Here is a 12,877-nt window from a genome sequence, read left to right as displayed (position 1 = left end):
GGCGGCTGCGTTTTACAATTCTAAAGGGGAGACTTACTTTACCAGAACCTTCTTCAGCTTGGCGAAGCGGGGCAGGGAATCCACCTTGGGCAGGTTGGGCTCACCCTGGATCAGGGGCAGCACATAGTCGATGAAGGGCTGCTCCACGCCGTTGTGCTCCTTGTTGATCCACTCCAGAGGAACCTTCTTCTCCGTGTTGGCCACGTCGGTGAGGTTCAGCAGCTCCGTCTTGCAGACGTACTTGCCGTTGTCGCGGGTGCACTGGAAACCGACCATCTTATCGGTAATGCCGGCCACGGCGTTCTCCACGGCGGCCTTGCCGCTCATGACGGACTCCTCAATGTCGGTCTCGGAGGCCAGATGTGCGCCGCAGCGCTGCAGCAGGCTCAGCTCGATGCCGCGGACCTTGGCACCGGTCTTTTCCTTGACCACAGAGGCCAGGTGAGCAGCCAGACCGCCCAGCTGAGCGTGGCCGAAGCCGTCGGTGGCAGAGGTCTTGGCCTCAGAGACGAAGGTGCCGTCAGCATAGTGGATACCCTCGGAAACGGCCACCATGCAGTTGCCCTTTTCCTTATAGATGCGGTCCACGTCGGCCAGGAACTTGTCCATGTCGAAGTCCACCTCGGGGAGGTACACCAGGTCGGGACCTGCGCCGTAAGCGGTAGCCAGAGCAGCAGCGCCAGCCAGCCAGCCGGCGTGACGGCCCATGATCTCCATGATGCAGACCATGCCGGTGTCATAGACGCGGGCGTCCTGATAGACCTCCATGCAGGAGGTGGCGATGTACTTGGCGGCGGAGGCGAAGCCGGGGCAGTGGTCGGTGCCGAACAGGTCGTTGTCAATGGTCTTGGGCACGCCCATCACGCGGCAGTCATAACCGACCTTCTGCATATACTTGGAGATCTTGTTGCAGGTGTCCATGGAGTCATTACCGCCGTTATAGAAGAAGTAACGGACGTCATACTTCTTGAAGATCTCCAGAATGCGCTTGTAATCCGTGTCATCCACGTCGGGGTCCGCCATTTTATAGCGGCAGGAACCCAGAGCAGAGGAAGGAGTGTACTTCAGCAGCTCCAGCTCGGCGGGGTCCTCCTGACCCATGTCGAACAGACGGTCATTCAGAACACCCTTGATGCCGTGCTCTGCACCCAGGACCCGGGTGATGTTGGGGTTCTTCAGGGCAGTTGCGATCACGCCGTAGGCACTGGCGTTGATAACGGAAGTGGGACCGCCGGACTGACCGAAGATACAGGCGCCTTTCAATTCGCTCATATGAAAATCCTCCTGACGATTCAAAATAAGATACCTGTATCATATCATCGAAATTTTAGAAAGTAAATACTTGCAATTTATTTTTTTTGTGATATTATGATAAAAGAAAAACGTTTTCCTCCCAGAAATCTAAAAAATTGTCAATATGTTCACAAGGGCTTCCGGGATGAAAAACGGATAGATCCCCAAATAGAAAGTTATATTTTATAGGAGGATGTTCGTATGCCACTGGTTACTTCTACTGAAATGTTCAAGAAAGCCTATGATGGCGGCTATGCCATCGGCGCGTTCAACGTCAACAATATGGAGATCGTGCAGGGCATTACCGAGGCTTGCCAGGAGGAGCACGCTCCCGTGATCCTGCAGGTTTCCAAGGGCGCCCGCGCCTATGCCAACCACACCTATCTGGTGAAGCTGGTTGAGGCCGCTGTGGAGTGCTGCCCCGATATCCCCATCGTTCTGCATCTGGACCACGGCCCGGACTTCGAGACCTGCAAGAGCTGCATTGACGGCGGCTTCACCTCCGTCATGATCGATGCTTCCGGCAAGCCCTTTGCCGAGAACATCGAGATCACCAAGAAGGTCGTGGAGTATGCCCACGATCACGGCGTTGTGGTCGAGGCCGAGCTGGGCACTTTGGCCGGCATCGAGGACGAGGTCAAGGTCGCCGCTCACGAGGCCTCCTATACCCGCCCCGAGGAGGTCGAGGAGTTCGTGTCCAAGACCGGCTGCGACTCTCTGGCCATCGCCATCGGCACCTCTCACGGCGCTTATAAGTTCAAGCCCGAGCAGTGCACCCGCAATGAAAAGGGCATTCTGGTTCCCCCTCCCCTGCGTTTCGACGTTCTGGAAGAGGTCTCCAAGCGCCTGCCCGGCTTCCCCATCGTGCTCCACGGCTCTTCTTCCGTGCCTCAGGAGTATGTGAAGATGGTCAACGAGTTCGGCGGTCAGATGCCCAACGCCATCGGCGTGCCCGAGGAGCAGCTGCGTCAGGCTGCCAAGCTGTCCGTCTGCAAGATCAACATCGACTCCGACCTGCGTTTGGCCATGACCGGCACCATCCGTAAGTTCATGGCGGAGCATCCCGACAAGTTCGATCCCCGCGAGTACCTGAAGCCCGCCCGTGCCAACATCAAGGAGCTGGTCCGTCACAAGCTGGTGGACGTCCTCGGCTGCGCCGGCAAGGCCTAATTCAGTTTTGACTGATTGATTTTACCCCAAACGCACCGGGAGACACTGTCTCCCGGTGCGTTTTTGTCAAATCGCCAGCTTTTGCGGATGATAACGCTCTTGCACATTCCGGTACCCTATATTATAATGTAAGGGCATTTGCAATAAACGAAAAGGAATGTGGCTATGTTTAAGATCTTGAAAACAGAGGGGAAGGCCCGACGGGGCGAATTCTCCTGCGCCCACGGCGGCACGGTGCAAACCCCGGTGTTTATGAATGTGGGTACGCAGGCGGCCATCAAGGGCGGCGTTTCGGCGTTGGATTTGAAAAATGTGGGCTGCCAGATCGAGCTGTCCAACACCTACCACCTGCATCTCCGTCCCGGTGACAAGGTGGTGCGGCAGATGGGCGGCCTCCATAAATTTATGAATTGGGATGGGCCGATCCTCACGGACTCCGGCGGGTTTCAGGTGTTTTCGCTGGCCTCTCTGCGGAAGATCAAGGAGGAGGGCGTCACCTTCGCCAGCCATATCGACGGGCACCGGATCTTTATGGGCCCGGAGGAATCCATGCAGATCCAGTCCAATCTGGGCAGTGACATCGCCATGGCCTTTGACGAGTGCGTGGAGAACCCGGCCCGGTATGAGTACGCCAAGGCATCGGTGGAGCGGACCCTCCGCTGGCTCCAGCGCTGCAAGGTGGAGCATGACCGGCTCAACAGTCTGCCGGACACGGTGAACCCCCATCAGATGCTGTTCGGTATCAACCAGGGCGCCACCTTCGCGGATCTTCGGGCCTGGCATATGCAGGAGATCGCCAAGATCGACTGCGACGGCTACGCCATCGGCGGTCTGGCGGTGGGCGAGCCGGCGGAGATCATGTACGAGATGATCGACGTGGTGGAGCCCTTTGCCCCCAAGGAGAAGCCCCGGTATCTCATGGGCGTGGGAACCCCCAGCAACATCATTGAGGCCGTGGCCCGGGGCGTGGACTTCTTCGACTGCGTGATGCCCTCCCGCAACGGCCGTCACGGAAAGCTCTTTACCTGGGAGGGCAACGTGAACATCATGAACGAGAAGTATATCACCGATGACCGGCCCATCAGCGAAAGCTGCAGCTGCCCGGTGTGCCGGAGCCATTCCCGGGCCTACCTGCGCCACCTGTTCAAGGCGGACGAGGTGCTGGCCCTGCGTCTGGCGGTGCTGCACAACCTCTGGTTCTACAACGAACTAATGGCCAAGATCCGGGAGGCACTGGACAACGGCACCTTTGCCGACTTCCGGGAGAAATACAGCGGCAATCTGGAAAAACGGGCCTGATTTGGAACGGTTTTGCCTGCTGCGGCCGGTAAGAGGACTTGACAAACCGGCGGTTTGCGCATAAAATAAATCCGTTATCGACTGAGATGGGGAAAAAGCCCTGGTATCCCGCCTTCAGAGAGCCGGCGTTTGGTGCAAGCCGGTGGGGGAGCCTGGGAGGACTGGCCCCGGAGTCTTTCGCCTGAACAGCAGTAGGGCGGAACGGCTGGCATCGTTATCTGCCGCACCGAGCGCCGGGAAACCGGCGGAAACAGGGTGGTACCGCGTTTTCAACGCCCCTGAGCCGTAAGGCTTAGGGGCGTTTTCTTTATTCGGCGGAAAGCGTGAGGCGTTGTAGGATGAAAAAGCTGTGGGCTTCCCCCGTTCCTTTTCTGGCCTATGGCGTTCCCTATGCGTATCTGGGATTTTGGGGACATGGGGAAACGGGCAAAGTTTTGGCGAATTTTCTGTCTATCATCGGCGTGATTACGCTGATGAAATGGACATACCACAGAAACAGTCTGAAAGCCCTGTTTTTGGGAAATGCCCTGTCCCTGCTGGTATCCTGCGTCTGCCTGTCCGTGTTCGGAACGGAGAAATGGGGCGGGACCTTTGAACCCGCAACAGCTTTTCAGATGCTGTGCGCGGCAGCGTTGCTCGCACTGGCCGTTCAGCTGGTCTGGTGGCGCGTCAAGCGGCGGACATAAAAGCGGTCCTGAGATCAAATCAATCAAAATGCAGAACATTTCAGATAAAAGGAGTCAACCATGAAGTACGATTTTACAGCCATTGAAAAGAAATGGCAGAAGAAGTGGCTGGAGGAAAAGCCCTTCACCGCCGTCACCGGGGACAAGACCCGGGAGAAGTTCTACGGCCTCATCGAGTTCCCTTATCCCTCCGGCCAGGGCCTCCACGTGGGCCACGCCCGTCCCTTCACCGCCATGGACATCATCTGCCGCAAGAAGCGGATGCAGGGCTACAACGTGCTGTTCCCCATCGGCTTTGACGCCTTCGGCCTGCCCACGGAGAACTACGCCATCAAGAACCACGTCCATCCTGCCATCGTTACCAAGCAGAACATCGCCAACTTCACCAAGCAGCTTCACATGCTGGGCTACTCCTTTGACTGGGACCGGGTGGTAGACACCACCGACCCCAGCTACTACAAGTGGACCCAGTGGATCTTCCTCCAGCTGTTCAAGAAGGGCCTTGCCTATAAGGCATCCATGCCCGTGAACTGGTGCACCAGCTGCAAGTGCGTGCTGGCCAACGAGGAAGTTGTGGAGGGCGTCTGCGAGCGCTGCGGCAGCGAGGTCATCCGCAAGGAAAAGAGCCAGTGGATGCTGGCCATCACCAAGTACGCCGACCGCCTCATTGACGATCTGGACGACGTGGACTATATCGAGCGGGTGAAGATCCAGCAGCGCAACTGGATCGGCCGCAGCGAGGGTACCGAGGTGGACTTCACCGCCACCAACGGCGACAAGCTGACGGTCTACACCACCCGGTGCGACACGCTGTTCGGCGTGACCTATATGGTCATCTCTCCCGAGCACCCCTACCTCGCCCAGTGGAAGGACCAGCTGACCAACTGGGAGGCCGTGGAGGCCTACCGGCAGGAGGCTGCCCGGAAATCCGATTTTGAGCGAGGCGAGCTGAACAAGGAAAAGACCGGCGTCCGGCTGGAAGGCATCGAGGCCGTCCATCCCGTCACCGGTAAGCATATTCCCATTTTCGTTTCTGATTACGTGCTGATGGGCTACGGCACCGGCATCGTCATGGGCGTGCCTGGCCACGATCAGCGCGACTGGGATTTTGCCACGGCCTTCGGCCTGCCCATTGTGGAAGTGGTGAAGGGAGGCGACGTCACCAAGTGCGCCTTTGCACTGAAGGACGACACCGGCATCATGGTCAACTCCGACTTCCTCAACGGCCTTACCGTCAAGGAGGCTATCCCCACCATGAAGAAGTGGGTCACGGAGCATGGCATCGGCCATCCCAAGACCAACTTCAAGCTCCGTGACTGGGTGTTCAGCCGTCAGCGCTACTGGGGCGAGCCGATCCCTCTGGTGAAGTGCGAGAAGTGCGGCTGGGTCCCCCTGCCGGAGGAGCAGCTTCCCTTGCTGCTGCCGGACGTGGAGAGCTACGAGCTGACGGACGACGGCGAATCTCCTCTCTCCAAGATGACCGACTGGGTGAACACCACCTGCCCCAAGTGCGGCGGCCCTGCCCAGCGTGAAACGGATACCATGCCCCAGTGGGCCGGCTCCTGCTGGTACTTCCTGCGGTATATGGACCCCCACAATGATAAGGCCTTGGCCTCCAAGGAGGCGCTGGAATACTGGTCTCCCGTGGACTGGTACAACGGCGGCATGGAGCACACTACGCTGCATCTGCTGTACTCCCGGTTCTGGCATAAGTTCCTCTATGACATCGGCGCCGTGCCCACCAAGGAGCCTTACGCCAAGCGCACCAGCCACGGCATGATCCTGGGCGAGGGCGGCGAGAAGATGTCCAAGTCCCGGGGCAACGTGGTGAACCCCAACGACATTGTGGCCCAGTACGGTGCAGATACCATGCGGCTGTATATCATGTTCGTGGGCGATTTTGAGCAGGCGGCTACCTGGTCCACCGATGCCGTGAAGGGCTCCAAGCGCTTTTTGGACAAGGTGTGGAATCTGGCGGAGTCCGCGGCGGACAGCCGTGAGCTGACCCCCGCCAACGAGGCCGTTCTCCACAAGGCCATCAAGAAGGTCACCGACGATATCGACACGTTGAAGATGAACACCGCCATCGCCGCCATGATGACTGCCGTCAACGAAATGACCGCCAACGGCGTCACCAAGGGCGACATGGGCATTCTGCTGCGGCTGCTGAATCCCTTTGCCCCCCACGTCACCGAGGAGCTGTGGGAGCAGCTTGGCTTTGCCGCTGAGACCGGCAGAATGTGCTGTCAGGCGGAGTGGCCTGTATATGACGCCAGCAAGACCGTGGCTTCCTCTGTGGAGATGGCCATTCAGGTCAACGGCAAGATGAAGGGCACCGTCACCATGCCGGTGGACAGCGATGAGGAGGCCGTGAAGGCCGCCGCGCTGGCTGTGGACAAGGTGCAGAAGGCCACCGAGGGTATGCAGATTGTCAAGACCATTCTGGTCAAGAACCGTCTGATCAACCTGATCGTAAAGCCCCAGTAAGGGAAAGTGATCGGCTCAAATGCGGGAAACCATCAAATTTTTCGGATTTGAGAAAAAATCCTTGACTTTCTTCTGATTATTTCCTATAATGATGTACGTTAAGGCTATACGTAGCCCCTAAGCATCCAGGATCAAGCCGGATGTCTCGGAGGGAGGGAAATATAAATGTCTGAGATTCATGTCAAGGAAGGCGAATCCATCGATAGCGCACTGAAGCGTTTCAAGCGTAGCTGCGCTAAGGCAGGCGTTATCGCCGAGGTTCGCAAGAGAGAGCATTATGAAAGCCCCAGCGTGAAGCGTCGCAAGAAGTCTGAGGCTGCTCGTAAGAACAAGAAGCGTTTCTACTAAGAAGCAAAAGTACCGCACCGTGAGGTGCGGTACTTCTTTTTTATTTGCGGCGGAACAGCGAGTCGGCGATGTCGCAGACCTCCGGCCACTGGAAAAACGCGGCGGCCACGCCCAACTGCCGCCCAAGACGCAGCTTTTGCCGCAGCGTGTCGGCGTCATCAAAGAGAATGAAGTGGGATTCACCGTTCTTGGCATAAGTGAAGTAGCGGGCAAACAGGTCTTTGGAAAAAAACACGGCGGGCTGATGCTCCCTTATAAGCGCGTCCAGTGCCGCCTGCGTCAGCGGTTCTCCCTGACCGCTCCGGGCAGGGAGACGGAAGTCCATCCGCAGCCGCTGGAGGTCAAAGACCACATTCCGCCCGCCGCCGTAGCGGGCGAGCTCCTCCCGGATGTGGGTTTCAAAGCTGCCGCCGGAGATGGCTGTGTTCAAGATGACGGTGGGACGCTCGACAGCCCCGGCGTAGGACGGGGGAAGGCAGAAGAACTTTCGGCTTTTGGCGCACTGCTGCCCCAATAGGGCAGCAAAGCGGCGGCGATCCTCCCGGGACGGCTCGTCAAAATCCAGAACGATTCCGCCATAGCTGCGGCGGGCGCATTCCCGGAGCACGGCCTCGGCCAGCGCCGCCGGACGGTCAATGGACGGCGCGGAACGGTCACTGAGAACCAGCAGCCCCGGCAACGGGGCCATCGGCCCGGACCGGGCCGGTGTCAGCAAGTTCCGGCTCAGCAGGGAGGACCCCTCCCCGATGCGGTAGGCGGCGTGGGCCAGCCCCACCGGATAGGCGGAGGCGGTTCGCGTGTCCTCCGGGCGGACGGTCAGATAGAGCTGCATGGCGGTTCCCCCTTGTGAAGCGGCCGTAATTCTGATATACTGCATTTATTCTTATGTGAGAGGAGGGCGGCTTATGCTGACGCCGGACATTCTTTTTGACAGCTACCGGGATATCACCCCCGCCTTTCTGCAAAGTCAGGGCGTGACGCTGCTGCTGACGGATCTGGACTATACACTGGCGCCCAAGGCGGTCCGCCGCCCGGACGAGGGGCTGCGGCAGTGGATCATCGGCTTGAAGGACGCCGGGATCACCGTGATGATCGTGTCGAACAACCGCTCCGGCGTTCGCGTGACCGAGTTCTGCGGAGATCTGGGCATCGGCTATCAGGGCCATGCCGGAAAGCCCAGTCCAAAGGGCCTGCGGGCCGCTATGGAGCGGACGGGGGCGGATCCGGCCCACACCGCCATGCTGGGAGATAAGCTGTTGACCGATATGCTGGCGGCCCACCGGGCGGGCGTCCGGGCGTGGATGGTGGAGCCGCTGGGGGGACCCGTTGGGATATGGAACCGTGTTCTGCACCTGCTGCAGCGCCCGTTTAAAAGGGCCTGCCCCTATAAATACCAAAAAAATCCGGAGGAAAACACAAAATAACCGGAAAACCACTTGCAATAACGGACAAGATAGTGTAAAATATCATCGGTCAAATTATATAAGACAGGAAAGAATTGAGAAAATGTCCACTTCACGGTCGTTTTCTCGTAAAGATTTGTGAGGAGGATTTAACTATGCCTATTTCTGCAGGCGATTTCCGTAAGGGTGTTGTATTTGAGATGGACGGTAAGCCCATGCTGGTCGTGGACTTCCAGCACGTCAAGCCCGGCAAGGGTGCCGCTTTCGTGCGTACCAAGTACAAGAACGTGATGACTGGCGCAATCCGTGAGGAGTCCTTCAACCCCAGCGCCAAGTTCGAGAACGGCACTGTGGAGCGCAGAAACGCCGAGTACAGCTACAATGACGGCGATCTGTACTACTTCATGGACCCCGAGACCTATGACATGACCCCGCTGAACAAGGATGTTCTGGGCGACGGCTTCCAGTTCGTCAAGGAGAACACCATGTGCACTCTGGTCAGCTACAAGGGTAGCGTGTTCAGCGTGGAGGCTCCCAACTTCATGGAGCTGGAAGTCACCGCTACCGAGCCCGGCGTGAGAGGCGATACCGCCACCAACGTCACCAAGCCCGCTACTCTGGAGACCGGCGCCATCATCAAGGTGCCTCTGTTCATCAACGAGGGCGAGAAGATCCAGGTGGATACCCGCACCGGCGAGTATCTGGGCCGCGTGAAGGAATAAGTTTTGAAGGGGGGATTATAACGATAATCCTCCCTTTATTTCCAAGATTGATATTTTGAAAGGAGCGATCACTATGGAGATCACTGAGAAGGTTGCGTATCTGAAGGGCCTGATGGAAGGCATGAAGATCGACACGGAGACCAACGAGGGCAAGATCCTGTCCGCTATGGTGGACATTCTGGAGGACATCGGCCTGGAGTTGGAGGACCTGTGGAATGCTCAGGGCGAGCTGGAGGACGGTCTGGACGTTGTCAGCGATGATCTGGAGGATATCGAGGACATCGTGTATGACGAGGATGACGAGGACGAGTCCTTTGACGATGAGTACTATGAGGATGACGCCGAGGATGACGAGGATTGCTACGCCACCACCTGCCCCACCTGCGAGGAGACCATCTACTTCGATGAGTCCGTGCTGGAGGATGGCGAGGTCATCTGCCCCAACTGCGGCGAGAAGCTGGAGTTCGACATGAGCTCTCTGGAAGAGGACTCTGACGACGATCAGGAGTAAATCCGATCCGATCCAATATGAAACAGCTCCCCGGTGAATACCGGGGAGCTGTTTTTCTTACTGATAAAACGGTGAATTCTCCGCTATGGTAAGGAAGGGTGTGCGCGGGAAACCCAAGAAGGGATACACCGTCGGCTCAAGCCAAACAGTGAATACTGCGTATCCGCTATTTGGGAGCCTTCCTCGAAACAGGCTTGCTTCATCCGCCACCGGCGGCGCTTCGCCTGTTTCCCTGCGCCATTAAAATCCCGCATTTTCGGAACTCTCATATAGTTCCGAAAATGTTCAGCGGGGCGAAAGAAGTTCGCCCCGCTGACAGCTCCCCGGTGAATACCGGGGAGCTGTTTTGCTTGATTTCCTATGCGGATGCATAAAATTAGTTAATGCAATGACTTTAAAGCTGTATTACTTTACAGATTTCTGCCGCAGGCTACAAAGTCCGGCACCGATAGCGGTAGCGAAGGTGGCGCTTTCCGGGATCACGTAATGGATGCCGTAGAGCTTTTCGAAAGCCGCAAAGTTTGGCTCCGCCTGATCCAGCGTGGTCATGGAGCCGGTGACGATCACGGTGTCCGTATGGCAGCTCTGACAGGCCAGCACCGTCATAGTTCCGATGGCCTGAAGAACCAGATTCACCGCGCCGGCGGCCAGATCAGCGGGGGTGGCGTCCTCGGAGAGATCACCGAAGTTGGCAGCGGTCATGTTGGGGTCCAGCGTGGAGGCAGGGTCCCGGGCAATGTCGCTGATGGTGAGATCCACATGGCTCAGATCCCCCTGAGCGGCCAGCTTTTTGATCTGGTAGAAGCGTTCCATACCCACCAGCTTGTGGCAGAGACCACCCAGCGTGCCGCCGCCGATACCGCTGCCGCAGAGGTGCCGGACTTCTTTTCCGGCTTCTGCCCACAAAAAGGCGGTGCCGGTACCCATCGTCACGACTACGCCGGAGGTCTGACCGGACAGAGCCAGCGCACCGGTGCCGCTGGCCTGAAATTCATCCACCCGGCAGGTGGGCAGGCCGAACACATCCCCATCCACATAGCTGGCGCCAACGCCGGTCAGAACGACCCGGCGCACATCTCCGAGGGAGAGACCGTTGCTGGTCAGGTAGTTGCCCAGCGCGCCGTACAGGCTGGTGACCTGATCCTCCGCCCGGACCCGGAGCATGGAGACCACGCTGCCGTCGGTCCGCAGCCCTACGATCTTTGTAGTAGAGCCGCCAATATCAATGCCTAAGATCACTTCCATGGCTTGTTTCCTTTCCAAAGGGGGCCGGCAGGTGAGGGATACGCAAAAGCCGGCCGCCGTCTTAGTTATGATAGGGGAGCAGAGGTGCCTTGTCAATGTTTATTTGTGAAAAAATTGATAAAAGAATTGCTTTTATCCGGGGAGATAGCTATAATGTGTGGTAACTTGTGGTGTAACGAGAAGGAGACACACGATGGATATCACAGATAAGCTCAATATGACGATGCTCTGCGACTTTTACGAATTGACCATGGGAAATGGTTATCTGGAAGCGGGGCTGAAGGATCGGATCACCTATTTCGATATCTTTTTCCGCGATGTTCCGGACCATGGCGGTTACGCCATCTGCGCAGGTCTGGAGCGGATCATCGCCTATATTCAGGATCTGCATTTTTCTGAGGAGGACATTGAATATCTCCGGAGCAAGGATCTGTTTTCCGAGCGGTTCCTGGACTATCTCCGCGATTTCAAATTCACGGGTGACGTCTGGGCCATCCCAGAGGGCACTCCCATCTTCCCACGGGAGCCGATCATCACTGTCCGGGCTCCGGCTATTCAGGCACAGCTGGTGGAGACCTTCCTGCTGCTGATCTTCAACCACCAGAGCCTTGTGGCCACCAAGACCAACCGCATTGTTCGGGCGGCAGAGGGGCGTGTGGTGCTGGAATTCGGTTCCCGCCGGGCACAGGGCACGGACGCCGCCATCTCCGGCGCCCGGGCTGCCTATATCGGCGGCTGCGCCGGTACGGCCTGCACCATTTCCGACCAGCTTTTCGGCGTTCCCGCCGGCGGCACCATGGCCCATGCCTGGGTGCAGATGTTCGACTCGGAGTATGAGGCCTTCAAGACCTACTGCGAGGTGTTCCCCACCAACGCCACGCTGCTGGTAGACACCTACAATACCCTGAAATCCGGTGTTCCCAACGCTATCAAGGCCTTCAACGAGGTGCTGCGGCCCAAGGGGATTACCAAGTGCGCCATCCGTCTGGATTCCGGCGATATCGCCTATCTCACCCGGGAGGCCCGGCAGATGCTGGACGAGGCGGGCTGGGAGAGCTGCAAGATCTCCGCGTCCAACTCTCTGGATGAGTACATCATTCAGGACATCCTCCGCCAGGGTGCCAAGGTGGATCTCTTTGGCGTGGGTGAGCGGATGATCACCTCCAAGAGCGACCCAGTGTTCGGAGGCGTGTATAAGCTGGCGGCCATTGAGAAAGAGGACGGCACCATCGTGCCGAAGATCAAGATCAGCGAAAATGTGGGCAAGATCACCAACCCCCATTTCAAGAAGGTCTACCGGATCTTTGATAAGGCCACTGGCAAGGCGGAGGCGGACTACATCACCGTGTGGGATGAAGTGATCGAGGAGGGTCAGCCTCTGGAACTGTTCGATCCGGACGCCACCTGGAAGCGGCGGACCTATACGGACTATACCATCAAGCCCTTACAGGAGAAAATCTTCGAGCACGGCCAGCTGGTGTATCAGCAGCCCACACTGCCGGAGATCCAGAAGTACTGCCGGGAGCAGATCGATACCCTGTGGGACGAGGTAAAGCGTTTTGAGAATCCCCACAACTACTATGTGGACCTGAGCCAGAAGCTCTGGGACATCAAGCAGGATCTGCTGCGTAAGAATTACCGCTGAATGAAAAGCGCATGGCTGGAATGGCCATGCGCTTTTTTCAAATATAGTTGAAGATTGCCGGTTGTGTT

Annotated in this window: 12 protein-coding genes and 1 other annotated feature; of the genes, 9 read left to right on the top strand and 3 right to left on the bottom strand. The window is 57.7% G+C overall.

From position 1 onward, the window contains the following. Positions 1-33: 33 nt before the first annotated feature. Positions 34-1,272: a 6-phosphofructokinase gene (locus H8Z83_RS05340; protein WP_187014091.1), complete on the bottom strand. Its 1,239-nt coding sequence runs from the start codon at positions 1,270-1,272 to the stop codon at positions 34-36. A 222-nt stretch (positions 1,273-1,494) separates the two neighbouring features. Here H8Z83_RS05340 and fba point away from each other — a divergent pair, with 222 nt between their 5' ends. The 5 genes from fba to rpsU all read left to right on the top strand — a co-directional run bounded on the left by fba (position 1,495) and on the right by rpsU (position 7,283). Beyond that, complete coding sequence (gene fba, locus H8Z83_RS05335) at positions 1,495-2,463, top strand: class II fructose-1,6-bisphosphate aldolase (protein WP_187014090.1); 969 nt, start codon at positions 1,495-1,497, stop codon at positions 2,461-2,463. A 165-nt stretch (positions 2,464-2,628) separates the two neighbouring features. Continuing rightward, complete coding sequence (gene tgt / locus H8Z83_RS05330) at positions 2,629-3,762, top strand: tRNA guanosine(34) transglycosylase Tgt (RefSeq protein WP_187014089.1); 1,134 nt, start codon at positions 2,629-2,631, stop codon at positions 3,760-3,762. 74 nt (positions 3,763-3,836) lie between these two features. Then, positions 3,837-4,045, top strand: a binding site (T-box leader). 55 nt (positions 4,046-4,100) lie between these two features. Then, positions 4,101-4,448 carry a hypothetical protein gene (locus H8Z83_RS05325; RefSeq protein ID WP_187014088.1) on the top strand — a complete coding sequence of 116 codons (348 nt, stop codon included), beginning with the start codon at positions 4,101-4,103 and terminating at the stop codon, positions 4,446-4,448. A 60-nt stretch (positions 4,449-4,508) separates the two neighbouring features. Continuing rightward, complete coding sequence (leuS, locus tag H8Z83_RS05320; RefSeq protein WP_187014087.1) at positions 4,509-6,935, top strand: leucine--tRNA ligase; 2,427 nt, start codon at positions 4,509-4,511, stop codon at positions 6,933-6,935. Between the two features lie 165 nt (positions 6,936-7,100). Then, on the top strand, positions 7,101-7,283 hold the full coding sequence (gene rpsU / locus H8Z83_RS05315) for a 30S ribosomal protein S21 (RefSeq protein WP_187014086.1): 183 nt from the start codon (positions 7,101-7,103) through the stop codon (positions 7,281-7,283). Positions 7,284-7,323: 40 nt separating this feature from the next. Here rpsU and H8Z83_RS05310 read toward each other — a convergent pair whose 3' ends face one another. Next, a complete protein-coding gene (locus tag H8Z83_RS05310) occupies positions 7,324-8,115 on the bottom strand; it encodes a hypothetical protein (RefSeq protein WP_187014085.1) in 792 nt (263 codons plus the stop codon). Positions 8,116-8,188: 73 nt separating this feature from the next. Here H8Z83_RS05310 and H8Z83_RS05305 point away from each other — a divergent pair, with 73 nt between their 5' ends. The 3 genes from H8Z83_RS05305 (at position 8,189) to H8Z83_RS05295 (ending at position 9,919) form a co-directional block, all read left to right on the top strand. Next, positions 8,189-8,707: a YqeG family HAD IIIA-type phosphatase gene (locus H8Z83_RS05305; protein WP_187014084.1), complete on the top strand. Its 519-nt coding sequence runs from the start codon at positions 8,189-8,191 to the stop codon at positions 8,705-8,707. A 134-nt stretch (positions 8,708-8,841) separates the two neighbouring features. Further along, a complete protein-coding gene (gene efp / locus H8Z83_RS05300; protein ID WP_187014083.1) occupies positions 8,842-9,408 on the top strand; it encodes an elongation factor P in 567 nt (188 codons plus the stop codon). Between the two features lie 73 nt (positions 9,409-9,481). Further along, complete coding sequence (locus H8Z83_RS05295) at positions 9,482-9,919, top strand: CD1247 N-terminal domain-containing protein (protein WP_187014082.1); 438 nt, start codon at positions 9,482-9,484, stop codon at positions 9,917-9,919. 405 nt (positions 9,920-10,324) lie between these two features. Here H8Z83_RS05295 and H8Z83_RS05290 read toward each other — a convergent pair whose 3' ends face one another. Then, complete coding sequence (locus tag H8Z83_RS05290) at positions 10,325-11,164, bottom strand: BadF/BadG/BcrA/BcrD ATPase family protein (RefSeq protein WP_187014081.1); 840 nt, start codon at positions 11,162-11,164, stop codon at positions 10,325-10,327. A 193-nt stretch (positions 11,165-11,357) separates the two neighbouring features. Here H8Z83_RS05290 and H8Z83_RS05285 point away from each other — a divergent pair, with 193 nt between their 5' ends. Further along, the gene (locus H8Z83_RS05285; protein ID WP_187014080.1) at positions 11,358-12,809 is read left to right on the top strand and encodes a nicotinate phosphoribosyltransferase; all 1,452 of its coding nucleotides are present in this window, start codon (positions 11,358-11,360) and stop codon (positions 12,807-12,809) included. Positions 12,810-12,877: the final 68 nt, after the last annotated feature.

It is taken from the genome of Dysosmobacter segnis, from assembly GCF_014297285.1.
Classification (GTDB): domain Bacteria; phylum Bacillota; class Clostridia; order Oscillospirales; family Oscillospiraceae; genus Oscillibacter; species Oscillibacter segnis.
Note: the sequence above shows the minus strand (reverse complement) of the source record. Positions and strands in the feature narration are given on the sequence as shown.

Coding starts and splice junctions, on each gene's coding strand:
- H8Z83_RS05340 (WP_187014091.1), bottom strand. CDS start 1,272: ATGAGCGAATTGAAAGGCGCCTGTATCTTCGGTCAGTCCGGCGGTCCC.
- fba (WP_187014090.1), top strand. CDS start 1,495: ATGCCACTGGTTACTTCTACTGAAATGTTCAAGAAAGCCTATGATGGC.
- tgt (WP_187014089.1), top strand. CDS start 2,629: ATGTTTAAGATCTTGAAAACAGAGGGGAAGGCCCGACGGGGCGAATTC.
- H8Z83_RS05325 (WP_187014088.1), top strand. CDS start 4,101: ATGAAAAAGCTGTGGGCTTCCCCCGTTCCTTTTCTGGCCTATGGCGTT.
- leuS (WP_187014087.1), top strand. CDS start 4,509: ATGAAGTACGATTTTACAGCCATTGAAAAGAAATGGCAGAAGAAGTGG.
- rpsU (WP_187014086.1), top strand. CDS start 7,101: ATGTCTGAGATTCATGTCAAGGAAGGCGAATCCATCGATAGCGCACTG.
- H8Z83_RS05310 (WP_187014085.1), bottom strand. CDS start 8,115: ATGCAGCTCTATCTGACCGTCCGCCCGGAGGACACGCGAACCGCCTCC.
- H8Z83_RS05305 (WP_187014084.1), top strand. CDS start 8,189: ATGCTGACGCCGGACATTCTTTTTGACAGCTACCGGGATATCACCCCC.
- efp (WP_187014083.1), top strand. CDS start 8,842: ATGCCTATTTCTGCAGGCGATTTCCGTAAGGGTGTTGTATTTGAGATG.
- H8Z83_RS05295 (WP_187014082.1), top strand. CDS start 9,482: ATGGAGATCACTGAGAAGGTTGCGTATCTGAAGGGCCTGATGGAAGGC.
- H8Z83_RS05290 (WP_187014081.1), bottom strand. CDS start 11,164: ATGGAAGTGATCTTAGGCATTGATATTGGCGGCTCTACTACAAAGATC.
- H8Z83_RS05285 (WP_187014080.1), top strand. CDS start 11,358: ATGGATATCACAGATAAGCTCAATATGACGATGCTCTGCGACTTTTAC.